Source organism: Occallatibacter sp. (assembly GCF_049582745.1).
GTDB lineage: Bacteria > Acidobacteriota > Terriglobia > Terriglobales > Acidobacteriaceae > Telmatobacter.
Genome location: NZ_JBAUUO010000083.1, coordinates 1 through 19,515, shown reverse-complemented (window position 1 = coordinate 19,515; position 19,515 = coordinate 1). Strand labels below are relative to the sequence as shown.

The 19,515-nt window shown below is 59.2% G+C and carries 16 protein-coding genes; 8 read left to right on the top strand and 8 right to left on the bottom strand.

What is annotated here, in order from left to right; genetic code table 11:
* Nucleotides 1-119: 119 nt before the first annotated feature.
* The 4 genes from aroE to WCA10_RS13815 all read right to left on the bottom strand — a co-directional run bounded on the left by aroE (nt 120) and on the right by WCA10_RS13815 (nt 6,282).
* On the bottom strand, nt 120-1,679 hold the full coding sequence (aroE, locus tag WCA10_RS13830; RefSeq protein ID WP_472823115.1) for a shikimate dehydrogenase: 1,560 nt from the start codon (nt 1,677-1,679) through the stop codon (nt 120-122).
* A 309-nt stretch (nt 1,680-1,988) separates the two neighbouring features.
* Nucleotides 1,989-4,412 (bottom strand): ABC transporter permease, encoded by a 2,424-nt coding sequence (locus WCA10_RS13825; RefSeq protein ID WP_472823114.1) that lies wholly within the window; start codon nt 4,410-4,412, stop codon nt 1,989-1,991.
* A 591-nt stretch (nt 4,413-5,003) separates the two neighbouring features.
* The gene (locus tag WCA10_RS13820; protein ID WP_472823113.1) at nt 5,004-5,369 is read right to left on the bottom strand and encodes a nuclear transport factor 2 family protein; all 366 of its coding nucleotides are present in this window, start codon (nt 5,367-5,369) and stop codon (nt 5,004-5,006) included.
* Nucleotides 5,370-5,604: 235 nt separating this feature from the next.
* The gene (locus tag WCA10_RS13815; protein WP_472823112.1) at nt 5,605-6,282 is read right to left on the bottom strand and encodes a TetR family transcriptional regulator C-terminal domain-containing protein; all 678 of its coding nucleotides are present in this window, start codon (nt 6,280-6,282) and stop codon (nt 5,605-5,607) included.
* A gap of 228 nt (nt 6,283-6,510) precedes the next feature.
* Here WCA10_RS13815 and WCA10_RS13810 point away from each other — a divergent pair, with 228 nt between their 5' ends.
* The 5 genes from WCA10_RS13810 (at nt 6,511) to pgeF (ending at nt 13,058) form a co-directional block, all read left to right on the top strand.
* On the top strand, nt 6,511-8,511 hold the full coding sequence (locus WCA10_RS13810; protein ID WP_472823111.1) for a M3 family metallopeptidase: 2,001 nt from the start codon (nt 6,511-6,513) through the stop codon (nt 8,509-8,511).
* 54 nt (nt 8,512-8,565) lie between these two features.
* Nucleotides 8,566-9,066 carry a DUF3291 domain-containing protein gene (locus WCA10_RS13805; protein ID WP_472823110.1) on the top strand — a complete coding sequence of 167 codons (501 nt, stop codon included), beginning with the start codon at nt 8,566-8,568 and terminating at the stop codon, nt 9,064-9,066.
* Between the two features lie 269 nt (nt 9,067-9,335).
* Nucleotides 9,336-9,821, top strand: a complete 486-nt coding sequence (locus WCA10_RS13800; protein WP_472823109.1) for an MmcQ/YjbR family DNA-binding protein — start codon at nt 9,336-9,338, stop codon at nt 9,819-9,821.
* Nucleotides 9,822-10,094: 273 nt separating this feature from the next.
* Entirely contained in the window at nt 10,095-11,585 is a 1,491-nt protein-coding gene (locus tag WCA10_RS13795; protein ID WP_472823108.1) for an FG-GAP repeat domain-containing protein, read from the top strand.
* 360 nt (nt 11,586-11,945) lie between these two features.
* A complete protein-coding gene (gene pgeF / locus WCA10_RS13790) occupies nt 11,946-13,058 on the top strand; it encodes a peptidoglycan editing factor PgeF (RefSeq protein ID WP_472823107.1) in 1,113 nt (370 codons plus the stop codon).
* Between the two features lie 34 nt (nt 13,059-13,092).
* Here the strand turns inward: pgeF and WCA10_RS13785 are convergent, their stop codons facing one another.
* From WCA10_RS13785 to WCA10_RS13775, 3 genes are all read right to left on the bottom strand, one after another.
* A complete protein-coding gene (locus WCA10_RS13785) occupies nt 13,093-14,070 on the bottom strand; it encodes a hypothetical protein (RefSeq protein ID WP_472823106.1) in 978 nt (325 codons plus the stop codon).
* Complete coding sequence (locus WCA10_RS13780; RefSeq protein WP_472823105.1) at nt 14,012-14,578, bottom strand: hypothetical protein; 567 nt, start codon at nt 14,576-14,578, stop codon at nt 14,012-14,014. Before WCA10_RS13780 ends, WCA10_RS13785 begins: the two co-directional genes overlap by 59 nt.
* A gap of 213 nt (nt 14,579-14,791) precedes the next feature.
* On the bottom strand, nt 14,792-15,091 hold the full coding sequence (locus WCA10_RS13775; RefSeq protein WP_472823104.1) for an integration host factor subunit beta: 300 nt from the start codon (nt 15,089-15,091) through the stop codon (nt 14,792-14,794).
* 214 nt (nt 15,092-15,305) lie between these two features.
* On the opposite strand from WCA10_RS13775, the gene WCA10_RS13770 reads away from it, so the two are divergent.
* Nucleotides 15,306-16,073 (top strand): dolichyl-phosphate beta-glucosyltransferase, encoded by a 768-nt coding sequence (locus WCA10_RS13770; protein WP_472823103.1) that lies wholly within the window; start codon nt 15,306-15,308, stop codon nt 16,071-16,073.
* A 241-nt stretch (nt 16,074-16,314) separates the two neighbouring features.
* On the opposite strand, the gene WCA10_RS13765 is transcribed toward WCA10_RS13770, so the two are convergent.
* Nucleotides 16,315-17,325, bottom strand: coding sequence for a Gfo/Idh/MocA family protein (locus tag WCA10_RS13765; RefSeq protein ID WP_472823102.1), 1,011 nt, complete (start codon nt 17,323-17,325; stop codon nt 16,315-16,317).
* A gap of 74 nt (nt 17,326-17,399) precedes the next feature.
* Here WCA10_RS13765 and WCA10_RS13760 point away from each other — a divergent pair, with 74 nt between their 5' ends.
* Together WCA10_RS13760 and WCA10_RS13755 are read left to right on the top strand one after the other, a co-directional pair.
* Nucleotides 17,400-18,197, top strand: coding sequence for an FkbM family methyltransferase (locus tag WCA10_RS13760; protein ID WP_472823101.1), 798 nt, complete (start codon nt 17,400-17,402; stop codon nt 18,195-18,197).
* Nucleotides 18,198-18,331: 134 nt separating this feature from the next.
* Nucleotides 18,332-19,515: hypothetical protein (locus WCA10_RS13755; RefSeq protein WP_472823100.1), on the top strand; the 1,184-nt coding region annotated here is incomplete at its 3' end.

Sequence of the window (19,515 nt, the reverse complement as noted above, 5' to 3'; positions counted from 1 at the left end):
TCAAATACACCGGGAGCCAGCGCTGAAGCTATTGACGGGTACAGAGGGCAGAAGGGTGCTTTGCGGGGATGGATTTTTTGACAGGGGGTACAGAATTCGTTGTCGCAAAGAGAGTTCGTTCAGCCGCGTTTGCGCAATTCATGTTCGACAACGCGCATCATTTCGGATTCGGGAGCGGGTTTGCCGGTCCAGATCTCGAATTGACGCGCTCCTTGCTGTACGAACATCTCGAGGCCGCTGATGACCGGGATGCCACGCGACTTCGCGAGCTTCAGCAGCGGTGTTTCAAGCGGATTGTAGATCAAGTCAAAAACGAGACTTGCATTCAACTCGTTTTCGGCGAGGGGAAGCGGCTGTTTTGACCCCGGCATGCCACAGGGTGTGGCGTTGACGATGACATCGAAGCGCTGCTTGGCCAGCAACTCGTGCTTTAGGGATTTCGCTTTTGCCTGGCGGGCTAACGTTACGGCGTGTTCGTGGGTGCGGTTGACGACCAACACTTCCGCGCCCTGCTCAACAAGGCCGAAGACGGCCGCACGCGCAGCGCCACCGGCTCCGAGGACCGCGACGCGAGCGCCTTTCAACCTCAGGCGGCGTTCGAGGGGGCGGATGACGCCGGCTACGTCGGTGTTGAAACCGTAGAGCTTTCCATCCGCGCCCATGCGCAGGGTATTGCAGGCGCCGATACGCGCGGTGAGAGGGTCCATGTTCGCGAGGTGCGGCAGGACCTCAGTCTTGAGCGGCATGGTGATGGCGCAACCGGCCAGGGGCAGCTCGAGCGCGAGGGTCAACAGATCCTGCGCGGACTTGGCCTTCAAGGGAAGGAGTACGGCATTCACGATTTCGCGCCGGAAGGCTGCGTTCTGCAGCAGCGGCGAGAGGGAGTGGGAGATCGGGTTTCCGGCGACGCCAAAGACGCGGGTCGCCTGGTCGAGATGCTCCAGGCGATAGACGTCGCGCAACGTCTCCGCTTTTATCTGTCCGGGTGCAGTTTCGGTGTCTTCGGAAAACGACGCAAAGGTAAACGCTGCTCCTGCGCGGGGACCGAGTACACGGCTTACGAGGCCCTCTTCGCCCATGGCGATGCCGACGACGTGCGAGGCGAGCGAGTGGTCTTCGATCACCCGCAGGACTGCCAGGTTGTCGACCAGGTTGCGAGCGGTGGAGACTATTTTCACGAAATCGGGCTTGAACGCTTCAATACGGTCGGCGGCCTGATCCAGGCCCTTGGTCCGGCTGTAGTCGTGGAAGCTGATGAGCAAGGCAGCTCCGGCGGAGCGGAGTTTGTTTAGCTGGGCCGATTTGCACTGTTCGGCCGATTCGACTTCGAGATCGATGATCTGGCAGCCGGTCTGAGCTGCCCTGGTGAGGATGTCGAGTTGGGCGGCGAGCGGCCCGTCGAATCCTCCTCCATGCGACTTGCGGCGGCAGGTGGCGATGACGGTGACGTCTCTGTGCTCGCCCAAAAACTGTTTCAGGTAAGAAAAGGCATTGGCGGGCTTGGACAGGGAATCAAGTCTCAACTCGATGAATTTGAAATGCCTGACAGCCGACTCGGCCCGGTCGAACAACTCCGCGGGCGAATTTCCCTGGATGGCGACGCAGAGCTTGCCGAAGCGCAGGCGGGGCGGGGCGGGGGCGGGGGTAGGTGGGGGCGGAATGGCGAGCGCTTGCGGCATCTTCGTTCAATTGACGCATCTTAGATGGCTTGGGTTTCGTATGCAACAGCAAGATAAGCGCTTTCGTAACTTTGTGAGAGGCGGGGAACGAGGGAGCGAGAAAACAAAAGAACGAGGGAACGAGCGAACAAGAGAACAAGGGGAGAAGGCGGTGAGTCTCGAAGATCGTGCCCATGAACTGATTGTGCGTCCGAATGGGGGGAACTGCCTGCAACCTTCGGGTGTCTGGAAGTAATTGCAGTAAAAAGGGTTGCAACAAAAATTGAACGGATGCGGTTAATAGGTGTCCGTCGGCACGGGTGCGGTCTCCTATTCCTCGCGGAGGGTGGTGGCGGGGTTGATGCGGGCGATGCGGAGGGCGGGGATGGTGGCGGCGAGCAGGGTTACGGCCGCCAGCGTTCCGACGACCGCAAACAGGCTGGGCGCGTCGTAGACACCTACGCCGTAGAGGACACTGCGCATGGTTCGCAAGGCGAGGAAGCAGAGCACCAAGCCTAGAAGCAGGCCGGCTCCGGCAGCGCGAACTCCGGAGGACGAGACGTGGGTCATGGCCTGGCGGATGGTGGAACCGAGGGCGATGCGGATGCCGATTTCGCGGGTCTTCTGCGTTACCAGGCTGGCTACGAGCGCGAAGATTCCCACTGCGCTGAGGAGCAGGGCGAGACCCGCCATGGTGCCGAGGAGTGCTACTTCGACGCGCTGCTCGGAAAGAGCGGTGGCCTGAAGATCGCTCATGCGATAGAAGCCGGAGAAGGGGAGCGCGGGGTCGACGGCGGCAAGCGCCTTTTGCATTTGCCCGGTCAATCCTTCTACTGGTCCCGCGGTGCGGACCACCCAGCTGGGCTGGAACCAGACATGAACGCCGAGCATCGGCGCTGCGACCTGGGTGGCGGGAATGTAGATGGTTTCTTCGCTCTGGATGGGAGCGGTGGGGTTCAGGCCAGAGGAGAGTTGCGTGTCGGAGACGACGCCGACGATCAGAGCGTTCTTCGAAATAACGAGGCCAACCGGATTGAGCCCCGGGAAGAATTTTTGCGCGAAGGCCGAGTTAATGATCACCACCGGTTGCGAGTTTGGCGAGTCTGCAGCGGTGAAGGCGCGACCGCGAATGAGCGGCATCTGCAGCACGTCGAAAAAGCGGGGAGTGACATAAACAACATCAGTGCCTACAGACTTGCCGTTTTGCGGACCATCGTGGAGGACGACTCCGTCGTTGAGGGTACGTTCGTAGGGCAGGGTTAATCCCACGGCGGCGGATTGGACACCGGGAATGTGCTGCATGGCGTCGATGCTGTCGCTCATGAGGCGGCGAAACGCGACCGGGTCGTGGTATCGGGCGTCGTCGAGGGAGGCTTTGGCGGTCATGACGCCGTTGGGATTGAAACCGGGGGGCAGGGTTTCGAGGTGGATGAGCGAACGGATGAGCAGGCCGGAACCTGCAAGCAGAACCACCGTCAGCGCGACTTCGCCGGCAATCAGGGCCTGACGCAGATGAACGGACTGGCCGGGTGACGCGCCGCGGCTGGACATGGAGTTGCGCAGATCGACACGGCTGGTTAAAAGCGCGGGCAGCATGCCGAAGAGAACGCTGGTGAGGAGCGAAACGGTCATGGTGAAGGCGAGGACGGGACCGTCGAGGGGGACACTGGCGACGGGGAGAAAGCCCTCGGGCAGCAGGGAGAGCAGACCGTGCAACGCGGCGAAGCCAACGCCGATACCCGCGGCACCGCCGAGGCAGGCGAGCAGGAGGTTTTCGATCCAGAACTGGCGCAGAATCTGCCAGCGGGAGGCGCCGAGGGCCAGGCGGGTAGCGATCTCGGGCAGACGGCGCGACATGCGGACGAGAGTGAGTCCGGCGAGATTGGCGCAGGCGATGAGCAGGATGAATCCCGCAGAAAGCATGAGGGCGATGGCGCGCGGACGCAACTCGGCGGTCATTCCGCGCTGCAGGGGGACGGTGTAGTAGAGGATTTTGGTTCCGGGATTTTTGCTTTCAATCTGCGCGATGCGATAGGCCCAGGCGCGATTGATCTCGGCATCGGCCTGCTGCCAGGTAAGGTCGTCTTTCAGGCGGAAGAAGGCTTCGTAGTTAGTACCGTTGCCTTCGCCCGTAGGGCTGGGCTGGAGTGCGGTGTAGAGGTCGGCATTGAGGGGAGTGGTTGCGCCCTGAGGAAGTATGCCGATAACCGTGTACGGCTCGCCCTTCAGATGGATCACCTGCCCGATGAGGTTGGGATCGGTATCGAAGGTCGTGCGCCACAGGTTGTAGCTGAGGATGGCGGCTTTGGGGCCGCTGGGACGGTCCTCTTCTTCGCTGAAGTTGCGGCCGAGAGCCGGGCGAATGCCGAGGACATCGAAGTAATGAGCGGAGACGCGACCGTCGTGGACGTAGTCGATTCGGTGACCGGCTTCGAGGTTCGCGCCAGCGGCCAGCGCAGAGGAGACCGCGGAGACGAGGGAGGGCACGTTGTCGCGGAGACGCTCCCATTGCGTGCCGTCGATCCAGCGCAATTCGTCGGAGGCGACGGGTCCTTGTTCGCGCTGGAAGAGGGTTCCGATGCGGTCGGGCTGGGGATAGGGGAGGCTCTTCAACATCAGCGCGTTCACGACGGAGAAGATGGCGGTGTTGGCGCCGATGGAGAGGGCGAGCGTGAGGATGACGGTGGCGGTGAAGCCGGGGTTGCGAGCGAGTTGGCGGAGGGCGAGGCGGAGATTGCGAGTGAAAGAGTTCATGCGAGTGCCTCCTGGGAACGGCTGCGGAGAGATACGGGAAAATGCGAGCACGCCTCTTGCCAAATCGCGTCCCGTACCAAGTGGATGCTTTTGCGGGGTTAGCCACAATCGAACATTGGCTGCGCAGCTATGTGAAACGTGCAGAACTGCCGCCAAAGTCGTGCAAATGGCTTCACAGAATGGTCATGGTTCCTGACCCCAGATCAAGCTTGAAATTTGAAGTTAGGGCCTTCTGGCGGATCACTTCTTTGGCAACAAAATCGCAGATTTCAGATTGGCGACCGGCTGCCCAGGGGTGACAGATATCCCAAGTACGCTTCTTCGTTCCCCAAATTATCACAGCCGCACAACCACAGCACTCCCAGTCGAATGGGACTTCGTGGTCGCCTTCACGATAGGTGAGTGTTCCTCCACGAAACCCTTGCGAGATTATCACTTCCGAATGAGGCATTTCCTTTTACTGTCCTAGCACGAAGGTTGCCGCCCCACTCAACGTGAATCAAACGGCCGGCGCCCAGGTGAGGTAAGGCGCCCGCCCGCGTCGGAGACCACCCTCCACCCTTTCTGGAGTGATTTCAGCCGACCCGGAGGCTACTTCTGCCCAGTGCTTACCGCGGACGGGAAGCTAGACTGTGCGCCGAAATAACACTCAATTGATTCCAACTTTCCGCTCGTAATGCGTAGGTACTCCACATTCCGGAACGCTTTACCGTTCTTTGTGTGGCAAAGATACTTCACGAAAGCGTCGTCCGCACCCGTGCTGATCCGCTCCAAGTCAAAATGTTGAATGAAAGCAACCTGAGTATCCCAGCATTGCGATTTGAAGGTGCTTTTGCTGATGTGGTCGTCGCCCGCTGCGCTGCTAAAGGTGAAGTTGTCGGCGAGCAGGGCATTGAACGTGCCCAGGTCATTGTTTTCCCACGCAGCGTACCATTTACGGACGATCTCCTCGTTCATTGAGTTCTGCCCTCGCAATGCGCTGGCACTTTCCGGTCCAGGCAGAGCCACTGCACCCACCAGTACGCAGGCTCCCGTTGCGAACAGTTTCCTGCGCGACACTGTCATCCTCGTCATTGATCGTTCTCCTTCCATGATGTGATTTTCGAGTCCCCGCGATGCTGAACACTCTGACATACGAACAGGTTGGTATGTAACGACGTGCAACAGCAGGCTGGATTCACTGCATTCAGCCTCACTTGCTTTTGCCCGGCGCTCGAAGAGAACTCAACCAGTTCGCGATATTTTTGATTCCCATATTCCACACCTTCGCGTCCTGAGTGTTCTTTGCCAGCACTTCGTAGCCTTCGACCATCGCGATCAAAAAGCTCGCAGTCTCTTCCGGAACCAGGTCGCGGCGGACTGTTCCCGTAGACTGCCCCTCTCGCAAAGCGGTGGCAATGCCTTCCTGCCAAGCCTTGAAGATTTTCTCCAATCGCTTTCGGAATTGTTCATTGAGCAGAGACATTTCCTGCGTCAAGTTGACCAGGGGGCAACCCCGCTTTACATCCCCTGGCCGGGCGGGTATCGCCTGTACGATGCCGATCAAAGCATCAATAGGATTCCGGTCTTTGCTCTGCCCTAGAGGACGTAGCCACCGGTCCTTGGTGATTTCTGCGACGACTTCCTCGATAATGGCATGGCCCAGAGCTTCCTTGCTCTCGAAGTGGTAGTAGAGCGCTCCTTTGGTGACGTTGGTGGCGGCGAGAATAGCATCGATCCCCGCGCTCTGGAACCCGTATCGGTAAACTTCGCGAAACGCTGCCTGCAACAAGCCTTGTCGCGTGACCTCTGGGTCGCGCAGCCTTTTCGCCGTGCTTTGCAGCTTCTTCCGCTCCAGCAACATACCAACCAGTATGTATGCGGCTTGCACGGGAAGTCAAGAGGGATGATTGGTCGTCCGATTCGCCGATTTGACCACGAGTTGGTCAGATTGGCCGAACATCCGGTGTTTTTTTGTGAGATCCGGGCGGCCAATTTGGACGTTACCTTACCGTACAAAGCCTGATCGCATCCGGGGTGCTCGGGCAGGGAAAAAACTCGGGGTGCTGCTGAGACGGGCCCGATGTGGCAACCTAGGGAATGGAGGGTTGTACACACTATGGCGGTTGAAACTGTGGCTGCGGCGCTCGTCACCAACGATGTTCATTCCTGGGATGCGGGTGGGGCGTCGTCCGCGGAGGCTCTTGCGGCGTGGGTGGGGGCGCGGCTTTCGGCGCATGAGGCAGCGCTGGCAGCATTGCTTGCTGTCGAAGGCCCGCGGAACATCGAGAACACGCTGCGGCTCTACGATGCGGCGATTGAGCACCTGGCGTTGGCGGGTGCACAAGCTGGCGTGCTGAATTCGGTGGCTGCGGACAAGGCGGTTCGCGACCAGGCGCAGATGGAAGCGCAGGGTGTGGCGATGACGGGGAGCGCGCTGAGTTTGAATCGCGGGGTGTATGACGCGCTGGCGGCGATGGATTTGACGGGCGCGAGCGCGGCGACGCGGCATTACGTCGAGCGGACGTTGCTGGGTTATCGACTGGCCGGCGTGGACAAAGACAAGGAGACGCGCGATCGTCTGCAGGCGCTGCATGAAAAGGCGACGCGGCATTCGCTGGATTTCAGTCGCAATATTCAAGAGGGCGGAAAGACGATAGTGGCGACGCAGGCGGAACTCGATGGGTTGCCGCCAGACTACATTGGGCGGCATCAGCCGGATGCGCAGGGGCAGGTCACACTGACAACGGATCAGCCGGACATGCAGCCGGTGATGAGCTTTGCGTCGAATGCAGGACTGCGCGAGCGGATGTTTGTGGCGTACAACACGCGCGCGTATCCGGAGAACAAGCAGATCCTGCTCGATCTGCTGGCGACGCGGCAGGAGATTGCTACCGTGCTGGGGTTTCGCAGCTGGGCCGACCTGGCGACCGCAGACCAGATGATGGGCTCGGCGGCGAACGTGCGGACGTTTCTGGCGAAGCTGGAGGAGGCGAGCCGGGAAGGTGCGGTTCGCGAGCATGAACAGGTGATGGAGTTTGTGCAGAGCAGGCAGCCGGAGTTGAAGGCCATCGATATCACGAGCCGCGGGTACTGGTACGAGCAGTACAGGCGGTCGGCGTTTGATTTCGATTCGCAGTCGGTGCGTCCTTATTTTCCATACGCGAAGGTTGAGGCGGGCGTGTTGGAGACGGCGGCGAAGCTGTTCAAGATTGAGTTTCGCAAGTCGGTGGGGACGGCGTGGGACAAGGCGGTGAGTGTCTTCGATGTGTTTGAAGAAGGCATCCAGGTGGGGCGTTTTTATCTCGACATGCATCCGCGCGAAGGGAAGGACAAATGGTTTTCTGCGGCGCCGGTGGTGACGGGCGTGCGGGGGCGGTACATGCCGGAGGCTGCGCTGATCTGCAATTTCCCGGGAGGAGATGTTGATGATCCAGGTTTGCTGCAGTACAGCGACGTGGTGACGTTCTTCCACGAGTTCGGACACTTGATGCACGCGATTCTTGGCGGGCAGACGGAGTGGGCGGGGGTTTCAGGATTTGCGACGGAGGGCGACTTCATCGAAGTGCCTTCGCAAATGCTGGAGGAGTTTTTCCGCGATGAGAAGCTTTTGCAGAGTTTTGCGAAACACTACGAGACGGGCGAAGTGCTGCCGGCGGAGATCATTCGCAAGATGAAAACAGCAGGCGCGTTTGGGCGTGCGGACTGGGTGCGGACGCAGCTGTATTACACGACACTGTCGCTCGATCTGCACGACCAGAATTCGGCGCAGATTGATTTCGATGAGATTACGAAGCGGCTGTACACATCGCTGGTGCCATGGACATGGCTTGATGGCAATCGCATGTATGCGAGCTTCGGGCATTTGACGGGGTACTCGTCGAACTATTACACGTATGCGTTCGACAAGGTGATTGCGCTGGATTTCTTTGCGCAGTTCGATACGGAGGATCCGCTGGGCTGCGATGCGGGTGCGCGGTATCGCAAGCTGGTGCTGGAACAGGGCGGATCGAAGCCGGGGCGGGAGATGGTGCGAGATTTTCTGGGGCGTGATGAGGAGTTTGCGGCGTTTTCAAATTGGCTGAATGAAGAGTTTGAAGGAATAGGGCATAAGGAATAGGAGTAGGGACTAGGGACAAAGGGACAAAGGGCTGCTGCATTTCTGGAGGCGGCGGTGAGTGGATATCACATTGCGCAGGTGAACATCGGGCGGATTGTGGAGGAACTCAGTCATCCCGTGATGGCGGGGTTTGTGAACCGGCTGGATGAGAGCAATGCGCTGGCAGATGGGAGCCCGGGGTTTGTGTGGCGGCTGGTTGAGGGCGAGGGCAATGCGACGTACCTGCGGCCGTTTGACGATAACCGGATGCTGATGAACATGTCGGTGTGGGAGACGGTGGAGCAGTTGCGACATTTCGTGTACAAGACAGTGCACATCGAGTTGCTGCGGGAGCGGCATGCGTGGTTTGAAAAGCTTGCCGGCGTTTATACGGCGCTGTGGTGGGTGCCTGCGGGACACATTCCGAGTGTGGACGAAGCGAAGCAGCGCCTGGCGTATCTCGAGGCGCATGGACCTTCGGAGTTTGCATTCACGTTTCAGACAGTGACTCCGCCGAGCGAAGCGTTTCAGCGGGCGATCGATTGGGCGGCGTTTCGACCGTGCGCGGCGCAGTAAGTCGAAACGAAACGAGTTTGCGCCTGCAGACTCGTAAGTCTCTTACCAAAGCGTTTGAATTTGATTACTGCCGGGCGTCTCGCTGGGAGACTTGCGCATCTAAACGAGTATGCCGCAAGAAGGCTGAACGGCAAGATCCCGTAAATCTGCGCCAAAAGCGCTGAGATGTTGACGCAGGAATACAGCATCACGTTGCGTCGAAGGATCACGACTGCTTTTGATGAGCCCCGCAATCGAAAGACGAAGAGATTCTTAGAGGAGTAGTTATTGTGACTGCAGCAGATTTTCGCCGTATCGCTCTCAATCTCGAAGGGGCCGAGGAAGGCTCGCACATGGGAGCGGCGGATTTTCGCGTCGGCGGAAGAATCTTTGCGACCCTGGCTTCGGAGAGGCAGGGTTTCGGCAATCTGATGTTGAACCCGGAGGAGCAGGCGGCCTTTATTGCTGACGAGCCGGATGTATTTCTTCCTGTTGCGGGCACATGGGGGCACAATGGAGCGACGCATGTACGCCTTGCCCTGGCGAGCGAAGAAATTCTGTCGGGTGCGTTGCGCTGGGCGTGGAAGCTGCGCATTGAAAAAAATCAGAATGCGCGCCTGGGCGCTTTGAATGCAGCCAGGAGGCGCAGCGCCGCGAGCACCAAAACGCCGGAGATCATCCTGCTGGATAAACGGCGGAAAGCCGAGATGCGGGCACGACTCACGACACCGGAGATGCTGGAGAGCGTGAAGAGGCGATACGGGCTGAACGATTGAGGGGATGAACCGGGTTTTCGGGCGAGAAACCCGAAAATTGAGAGGCGCTGTCCCTACGGAACTCGAGGGCTTCAGGGGATTCGATTTCCCCCCACGCTGAAGCGCGGGGCTAATGAACGGTGCGCCTCCGGCGCGTTTTGATCGAACAATGCGCCTTAAGCGCGTTTTATCGGGCAGTGGCCTCCGGAGCGTTTCATTGGACGGTGGCTCCGGCGCGTTTTCATCTCTCGCGGGTCGGAAACGCCGGTGGAGGCCGTTGCACGAGACTCCATTTTGTCGCGCGAAACTCTGCTTCGGCTGCTTTCTACGCTGTTGATCATGTACATCTACTTCTGTTCCGGCGTGCGCTCTTCGCGCATGATCGGCTTGCGCGGTGGCCCCTTCGCGATTGAGAATGGCGTGCGAGATACCTTCCTTTTCGCAAGGGCAGCCGAAGCAGGTTCACGCAGTCGAAAGGTTTGTGCCATGACACTCAGCGTGCGTTTTGCGTTTCTCGTGGTTTTACTTGTGTCACTTGTCGCGCCGGCTTCGCCGCAATCAGAACGGAAGACCGCGCCGGGTGCGGGGCCGGGGGCCTTGCCGCAGGTTACGTTTCTGGTACATCGTCTTGGAACAGATCACGCGGAAGGCGTGACCACGCTGGATATGAATGGCGATGGCTATCCGGACATTCTGAGCGGCGCGTACTGGTATGAGAATCCGGGGGCGAACGGGGGCGAGTGGAAACGGCATCAGTATCGCGAGGCGAGCACGCTGGGGGAATTTGTTGCGGACTGCGGGGAGTGGGCGATCGATGTAAATCACGACGGTGCGCCGGATGTGGTGACGGCGGGATGGCAGACGAACGGGATCTGGTGGTTTGAGAATCCGAAGCAGCCCGGCGTGATGTGGAAGAAGCACATGATCACCGACAGCTACGACACCGAAGGCGGTGTGATGGCCGATGTGAATGGCGATGGAGTTCCGGACCTGGTGTTTGCGCATTACAACCACTCGGGCCTTATCTGGATAGATTTTTCGGGTCCCGAGCCGAAGGTGCATCATGCTGGCGGGGCTGAACAGGACGGACATGGCGTGGGAGTTGCCGATATCGACGGCGATGGGCTGGCGGATATTCTTACGCCGAATGGCTGGCTGAAGCAGGTAGACGCCAGCAAGAACGATTGGGAGTGGCATCCGGACTGGCAGCTGGGGGATGCGGGATTTCCGATCATCGGCTATGACGTGAACAACGACGGGAAGATGGATGTGATCTACGGACAGGGGCACAGTTATGGACTCTATTGGCTTGAGCAGATTGGCGACGGGGACAATCGCCACTGGGTGCGGCGGGCGATCGATGAGTCGTTCTCGCAGGTGCACGCGCTGAAGCTGGTGGATATCGACGGCGATGGCGAGCCGGAACTGCTGGCGGGCAAGCGATATCGCGGACACAACGGGAACGATCCCGGTTCGTACGATCCGCTGGTCATCTACTACTACAAGATCGATCGGCAGACGGGGACGTTCAATCGCTATCCGATCAGCGTGAACGGGACGGCGGGCGCGGGGACGCAGTTTGTGACCGAGGACATGGATAAGGACGGCGACATCGATATTGTGGTGGCAGGCAAGACCGGGGTGCACTTGCTTGAAAATCTGAAAGTCGACAAAGTCCCGAAGGCGGAGCGGGAGAAGGAACTTCTTCTAGACAAGAATTGGCCATTCCCGGATGAAGGTCCGCAGGTGAAGCAGGAGGAAGCGCCGAAGGCTCCCAGCCAATAAAAGAAGGGAATCAAGGGCTTAGGGCGGATTTCGGACCGGACACCGCACTGAATTCAGTGCAAAGTTGGGGCATGGTCGAGGCCAGGTTGGGAATCTGGACGGCTTTTTCCTTTTTTCCACAGATAATTGAGTGCGGAGAAGAATTTTTGGGGTGGAGGGCAACGTTTCGGTCCTTGGCGCATCTGACTAAGTAATTAGCAGAGGCTTCCCCGAATTTGGCCCTTCCAAGAAAGGTATCTACTCCTTTTGAGGGTCTGAATTTTAGACCCCTTCTCACGACCCCTTCAGGACCTCCCTCCATAAAAATGCCTCTCGAGCGGGCTCACCGGAAGGTGGGCCCATCTGCTCTTTAGAGGAGCTATGGCGCCTCGCTACAATCGTACAATCGAATTTGTGAAGCGGTCTTTGCCTTCCCCAAGCGTAAAACCCGAACACAACCTGCAGCCTATCGATGACTTGTTCCGCAAGGCCGGCCTGATGCGGAGCCGGCGCAGGACGCCGCCGCGGATTACGACGCGGCTGCGTGCGCAGCGGCAGGATGCCGCGACGAAGCAGGAGCTGGCTGTTGCTGCCCCGATTCCCACGGTGTCGCGAAACGGAGTGAGTTTGCTGCAGGTTCCGTCGTGGCGCGACCGGCGAGCGGTGAGCAAGTGGCTTTGGCATGGATTCAGCACGCGGCGGGGCGGCACAAGCAGGGCTTATTGCAGCGAGGGTGCTCCGGGCGAATTGAATCTGGGCTTTACCGCCGCGGATGACCGCGAGGCGGTTGCGCGGAATCGCAGGCTGCTGGCGCAGGCTGTCGCGGGCGATGAGTCCACGCCGATTGTTGCGCTGAGGCAGTTTCATTCGAATCTGGTGATTGTGGTGAGCGGCGCTGATGCGGACCGCGAGCGGCCGCGGAAGGCGGATGGAGCGATCACGTCCGAGCCGGGATTGCTGATCGCGATCCAGACGGCGGACTGCATTCCAGTATTGGTGGCGGACAAGCGGCGCCGGGTGGTTGGGGCTTTCCACGCGGGCTGGCGGGGCACGGTGAAGCGGATTGTGGAACTTGGCGTGGGGCGGATGCGGCTTGAGTTTGGTTCGCAGCCGGAAGATCTGATCGCCGCGATCGGACCTGGGGTGGGGCAGTGCTGCTATGCGGTTGGAGAAGAAGTGGTCTCTGAATTTGAATCGCAATTCAACTATGCGCGGGAGCTTTTTCGCGAGGTGTTCGATTCCGATCCGGTGCGCAGGAAGTATCCGATGCTGTTTTTGACGCAGCGGGCGCCGGGGCATTCGCCGATGGGGCCGGCGTTGCACCTTGATTTGATCGAGACCAATCGCAGGCAGCTGCTCGATGCGGGCGTGAAGGCGTCGGCGATCAGCGTGACGGGGGGATGCACGAGTTGCCATACGGACTTGTTTTTTTCGCATCGTGCATCGCGGGGACATGCGGGGCGGATGATGAGCGTGATTGGGGTGCGGGGGTGAAGGGTATGGGGGCAGCCCCACCGGTGAACGACTATCAGTGATCTCCAATGGCCGTTACGGCCTTTGGTCCCATTCGTTCTCGCAGCTGTTCGAGATACAAGCTGTCGGGCTTGACGGGTTTGCCGGTGGACTCGACGACGCCGCTCGGGAGCGGCGGGCCAAGCGGCTGTCCAAAGACGGGCATCGACTCGCTCGCGTGTTTTCCGACATCACCAATCGACCAGTTCAGAGCGCCGGGCGGATTCTGCACGACGAAGCTCTTTGCGCGGTTGTTCCACAAGACGGACCAGCCGACCGCCCAGCCGTGTCCACTGCCCATTTCACCACGGTTGCGAAGGTTTATCTTTCCGTTGGGTATCGCACACCCATCGACGAGCAAACCGGTCGACCATCGTTGATGTCCCTCGATCTCGCCATCGCCGGTGAATCGGCAATGGAGCACGACGACCGGCCCTTCAGACCGGGACTGAGTTGCAACGTACCAAACCTTGTTCCCCTGGCCCGTGCACCGATCCAGCAGGATCTGCGCCCCGTTGATCCGAAAATCAAACGGCTTAGCGCTGCTCGTCACCCCCTTGTGTTGGCGCACATCCACGTTCACCACCGTCAACCGCTCCGCGCCTTGATCGATGCGAACCGAATTGGTGGTGTCTTCGAACGCGAGGGAGCGCAGCCACGAGTCGACTATATTGTCCATCGCAATTCCATCGAACTCCGGATCCTGACGATAATTGATTGCGCGTGCCGGTGAGACGACACGTAGATCCTCCACTCCCACTTGCGCAATTTGTCCGGTCACCTCCACCCGTGTCACTTCTGCCTGTTGCCCCGGGTAGAGTCGCGCGTCGAATGTGTCAGTCAACGGCACATCGAGTCGGAGAATATTTCGGGTGACCGATGCAACGCGGCGCCGAACACGGATGTCGTTCTGCACCCACACTTCCGGCTTTCCGTCACGAAACAGTTGATCCATACCCATGAAGTGGGTCCATTGCTTTGTGACCGGCTTCATGATCTGGATTGTGTCCCCGGCATGAATCTCCGCCGAATGTCTGCTCGTGAAACTCTCCTTTCATTTCAATTGCCAGATGTGGCGCGCCTACCATCTCGAGCACGGTCGCATGCGTACCCGAGCTACCCGCGCCCCGCAACACTACGCCGGAAACATGCATCGAGAGCGTTCCCGCGAGGCGAAATTTTCCTGCCGTCAGTTCCACAGCACCGCGTTCGCCATTCGCTCCAGGAACGAGTTTGGCCACCTTATCCAGCGCGGCCTGAATCAATGGCGTATCATCCGGTCCGCCTGCGGGCGAGACCTTCACGCGCGCAATTGCATTGGGTAGAGCGACACCACCGCCACGGTATCCGGCCGAGGAAAAATCGGGGACCTGAGATCCTTTGGGTGTTCTCGCGTACTCTAGCCTTCCGTCCGCTCCGAAGTGTACCCACTGGGATTGTCCGAAGGAAGCCGGGGTGGTGAGACAAACAATCGCAAATAGAAAAAAAGTCAGTCTCGTCATTCGAAGCACCGGTTTGTCGCCAATTCGGACATTGCTCTCTTTGCTGGCCACTCAAGGTGAACGATCTGATTTCGTAGAACGCCGCGAACGCGGAAAAGCTGCGGCCGGATGGACCGCAGCTTTTGCTGGAGTGGTTGCGAAGAATGTTTACGCAGACGAGAAAGGTCTGCCGATCTCAGCATGGAGAATCGGCTTCGCTCGATGTTGTGCAGACTATGAGGATGCGTGGGCGGCTTCGCCGGGATTGACGAGGTCGCGCAGTTCCTTTGAGGGTTTGAAGTAAGGAACACGCTTGGCGGGGACTTCGACGCGCTCTCCAGTCTTGGGGTTGCGGCCAATGCGGGGATTGCGCTGGCGAATGCGGAAAGAACCGAAGCCGCGGATTTCGATCTTGTCACCGCTCTGCAGTGCAGAGATCACCGAATCAAAAACCGTCTCCACGATGACTTCGCCATCGCGGCGCGTCAGGTCGCCCAGGCGAGTGACCTTTTCCACCAGATCTGCCTTCGTCATGTCCTCTGGCCTCCGTACCACAGGATAAACGCATTCGGCACAGGGGGTTAAGAAAAAACCGATTCTTCTGTGGAATTGAGCTTTCTGAAGTACGGATCGGGGCCGGAGTAGACCTTTCCCGCGGGAAGGGCGCCAGGGGCGGACGCCACGGGTTTATCATGTCCTGAGTCTTCCCCCGCTGCCGTTTCATCCAGAGGGAAGGAGCCAGAGGCTCGTGGAATTTCCGAAATACAGCGTTGTCATTCCGGCATACAACGAAAGCGCCCGCATTCCGGCGACGCTTGAGTCGGTGGTGGCTGCGATTCGCGCGAACGGGTGGGACGCCGAAGTGATCGTGGTGAATGACGGTTCGACCGATTCAACTGCCCAACTGGTGCGGGATTTTGCCGTGAGCGCTCCGGAGGTTCGCCTGCTGGAAAACCCCGGAAATCACGGCAAGGGCTACAGTGTGCGGGCCGGAGTTTTAAATGCACAGGGCGACATCGTCATGTTTACCGATGCCGATTTGTCGGCACCGATGGACGAGGCTGGACGCCTGTTTGCCGCAATTGCGAACGGCGCCGATATTGCCATTGGGTCGCGGTGGCTCGAAAGCGGACGGCAGACCCATCGCCAGCCGCTGTATCGGCAGTTTTTCGGGCGCTGTTTCAACGCTGTCTGCCGCATGGTGATGCAGTTGCCGTTTGCGGATACGCAGTGCGGATTTAAAGCGTTTACGCGGGCGGCGGCGCATACGGTCTTCCAGTTGCAGACCATTGAGCGGTGGGGGTTCGACCCGGAGATTTTGTTTATCGCCATCAAACGGGGATTCCGCGTGGTGGAAGTGCCGGTAAGCTGGGCGCACGATGAGCGCTCCCGGATGAGCTACCTGCGGGACGGCCTGCAGATGCTGAAGGAGTTGGCGATTGTGCGGTGGAATGCGCTCACGGGACGGTATAGCAGGCGGACCGAGGCGATTCTGCGGACGGGTGAGACTCGGTAGCAGGCGCCGTGAAAGTGGAAGACCCTCGCTCATCGCGATGGAGCCGCGATGAACGGGGCACACCTCCTGCACCTCCTAAAAAACGCATATTCGGAATCGATGAGTGGGCCACCCGCCTGCGAAAGTGGAAGACCCGCTCATCGCGATGGAGCCGCGATGAACGGGGCACACTTCCTGCACCTCCTAAAAAACGCATATTCGGAATCGATGAGTGGGCCACCCGCCGGTTGCAGGACTATTCCTAAGCTTGCGGAGTTTCCCACTGGCCGGCTTCGGTGGAGCGGAAGATGGCTTCGATTACGGCCATGTTGGCGATGGCTTCTTCGAGAGGGATGGGGACTTCGCCGCCTTCCAGGACGGCGCGGGAGAAAGCGTCGCCCTGCATGGTGTACTGGTCGGCGATGGGAAATTCTTCGATCTCGATGCCGCTGCCGAAGAGTTCGCCGGTTTCGTCAATGAGGATGCGCGTTGGTCGGTCTTTGGGCGCGTTGAAGGGGATTTGGATTTCGATGCGGCCGGTGGTGCCGAAGAACTGGACCTTCTGATACGGGACGAGCTGCGTGCTGCAGGTGAAGATGGCGTGGCCGCCTTCGAAGTCGAGCATAGCGGAGGTGAGGCGGTCGATCTTCATCTTTGGATCGCGCTTGATGAGGCCGATGACGCGTCTGGGTTCGGCGCCGAAGCCGAAGCGGGCGGCCTGAATACAGTAGCAACCGATGTCGAGCAGCGCGCCGCCGCCGCTTTCGATGTGATTACGGATGTTGGCGGGATCGTCGTTGAAGTAGCTGAAAAATCCAACCACTGAACGCAACTGGCCGATGCGGCCAGCGCGGAGCAACTCGCCTACGCGCAGCCATTGGGTGTAGCTGCGGATCATGAAGGCTTCGCCGATCTTGACGCCGGTGCGTGCGCGGACGGCGAGGAGGGTTTTGGCTTCGGCGACGGTGAGGCTGATGGGCTTTTCGCAGAGAACGTGTTTGCCAGCCTCTGCGGCTCTGATGGTCCAGGGCACATGCATCTGATTGGGCAGGGGATTGTAGATGGCGTCGATTTCAGGGTCGGCAAGCAACTCTTCGTAGGACCCGTAAGCCCGGGGGATGCCGAGCGCGGCCGCCGCCCCTTTTGCCTTGGCCAAATCGCGCGAGGCGATGGCGTCGACGGTCGTGTATTGGCCCCGTTGCATGCCCGGCAATACCTTTTTAACTCCTATGTTTGCAGTGCTCAGGACACCCCAGCGAATCTTTTTCGACATGGCAGTCATCATACAACCGCACCGGGGGATGGGCCTGGCGATTGCCGTGAGTCGATATCGGATATCCTGAAGCCATGAGCAGCAGGCCTTCCTTCCATTCAGCTCCAGACCCCAAGAGCTTCATCGGTCAGGTTGTTCGCTTACCTCTTCGGCTCGTTCCCAACAATCGCACCGTGCGGGTGCTCAGCGGTGTAAACAAGGGTTCACGGTGGATCACCGGATCGGGGCCGACGCATGGCTGCTGGTTGGGAAACTACGAAAGAGACCATGCAGTGACCCTTCCGCGCCTGATCAAGCCCGGAACCATTGCCTACGATATTGGAGCAAACGTCGGGTTCTATACGCTGGCGCTGTCGCGGCTGGTTGGCGAATCGGGACATGTTTTCGCATTCGAACCGGCGGCGCGGAGCGTGTATTTCCTGCGGCGGCACCTCGAACTAAACAACATCCGCAACGTAACCGTTGTGCAAACGGCTATCGCCGACCGTACGGGCCTGGTGACCTTCGACGGCTGGCGCATGGGAACGGAAAAATCGTACGTGGTGCCAACGATGTCTCTCGACGAATTCATTGCGGCCGGGCATCCTCTGCCGTCCTTCGTGAAGATGGACATCGAAGGTGTAGAAAAACTGGCGCTGGAAGGAGCGAAAAGGCTTCTCTCCAAAGGGGACATCATTTGGCTGCTGGCTACGCATTCTAACCTGCTGCGGGACCAGTGCCGTGCGCTGATGGAAGGATACGGCTATCACTTTGAGTGTTTTGATTCTCCCGAAGATCCCGAAGACCGCGCCGATTTCCTGGCGATTCCCAGTCCAGCAGTGGCCTCTCGCGTCGAGACCGCAAAAGCACCGTCGACCGCCGTACGCGGGTGATTTTGCATTGGCGACGGGGAGGCTTCACGGAATCGTAACAATTGGTTTTGCCCGACACATTTCTTTGTTATTGGTAGTAATGCAAGCCCAAGTTCGCACTGACGAAGACATCCGCTATAATCTGGAACCATCGAATGAACCCTACACCCGCTTTCGAAGCTTCCCCTGCCGCTTTGCGCCTTGATATCAAAACCCATGAAGAAGGCGGTGTGTTGCCGCCTACTGAGTCGCGCGCTGGTGCGAATGAGACGCGCAACACGCGGCTCTTCCATCGCATGTGCGTGCTGGTTTTACTTATCGTGGTTTCGGCTGCGTCGTTCAGTGCGTTCTACCAGAAGTGGCATTTCAGAGAGCAGGGAGCGCGGGGTACCGACCTGATTGCCGAATTCGATCGGATGATCGACGGCACGGCCCACCGTCCGTATATCTATCGGCAATTGCTTCCCGACCTTGCCAATTCGCTTACCCGTGTACTGCCGGGTGAAGCGATTGCGCGCCGGGTGCCGCAACGAGCGAAGGACCGGATCAGCGTTGCGTTCAACTTGTCTTCAAAGAAGTATCCAGCTCAATACTTGATTTTTTATATTGCTACGTATTTGTTTGCGCTGCTGGCGGCCGCGGCTTTGTACATGGTTTGTGCGGCGGCTAATGTGGGAGAGCCCGTGGCGGTGTTTGCGGCGGTTGTGTTCATGCTGCTGTTTCCGCATTTCGGGGTGAAGGGGGGATACTTCTGCGACTATCCGGAACTGTTTTTTATGGCGGCGGCGTTCTGGATTGCGCTGAAGCTCGACTGGTGGTGGGTCATTCCGGTGGCGGCGCTGGGAACCTGGAACAAGGAGTCGTTTCTGCTCTTCATGTTCACGCTGTATCCGGTGTTCCGGCGGCGGCATTCGCGAGTGAGTTCACTGATCGGCGTCGGCGTGCAGGTGGCAGTGTGCGCGGCGGTTTACCTGCCGATCCGTCATGCGTTCGCGCACAACGCGGGCGGGACGGTTGAGTGGCATCTCAGGGACCAGATCGATTTCTACCTCCATCCGTTCAAGATGGATACGTGGGTCGACCGGACGTACGACCTGATGTTTCCTGCGTTGAGCGCGCCGATTCCGATGCTGATGCTGATCTGGGTCGTGTGGCGGGGATGGCGTTTGCTGCCGCTGTGGGTGAAGCGGCACGCGCAGATCGCGGCGGCGATTAACATTCCGCTGTTTTTGCTGTTCTGCCAGCCGGGGGAGTTTCGGGACTTGAGCTTGCTGTATGTTTCGTTTCTGTTGATTCTGGCGGTGAATTTGCGGGAGTGGGTGGGGTCGGCGGGGACGAG

What these genes read in the sequence shown, in the direction of transcription:
- WCA10_RS13785 (WP_472823106.1), bottom strand. Translation starts at nt 14,070, where the DNA reads ATGAAGCCGGTCACAAAGCAATGGACCCACTTCATGGGTATGGATCAA.
- aroE (WP_472823115.1), bottom strand. Translation starts at nt 1,679, where the DNA reads ATGCCGCAAGCGCTCGCCATTCCGCCCCCACCTACCCCCGCCCCCGCC.
- WCA10_RS13760 (WP_472823101.1), top strand. Translation starts at nt 17,400, where the DNA reads ATGAGCAGCAGGCCTTCCTTCCATTCAGCTCCAGACCCCAAGAGCTTC.
- WCA10_RS13810 (WP_472823111.1), top strand. Translation starts at nt 6,511, where the DNA reads ATGGCGGTTGAAACTGTGGCTGCGGCGCTCGTCACCAACGATGTTCAT.
- WCA10_RS13780 (WP_472823105.1), bottom strand. Translation starts at nt 14,578, where the DNA reads ATGACGAGACTGACTTTTTTTCTATTTGCGATTGTTTGTCTCACCACC.
- WCA10_RS13820 (WP_472823113.1), bottom strand. Translation starts at nt 5,369, where the DNA reads ATGAACGAGGAGATCGTCCGTAAATGGTACGCTGCGTGGGAAAACAAT.
- WCA10_RS13825 (WP_472823114.1), bottom strand. Translation starts at nt 4,412, where the DNA reads ATGAACTCTTTCACTCGCAATCTCCGCCTCGCCCTCCGCCAACTCGCT.
- WCA10_RS13765 (WP_472823102.1), bottom strand. Translation starts at nt 17,325, where the DNA reads ATGTCGAAAAAGATTCGCTGGGGTGTCCTGAGCACTGCAAACATAGGA.
- pgeF (WP_472823107.1), top strand. Translation starts at nt 11,946, where the DNA reads ATGGCGCCTCGCTACAATCGTACAATCGAATTTGTGAAGCGGTCTTTG.
- WCA10_RS13775 (WP_472823104.1), bottom strand. Translation starts at nt 15,091, where the DNA reads ATGACGAAGGCAGATCTGGTGGAAAAGGTCACTCGCCTGGGCGACCTG.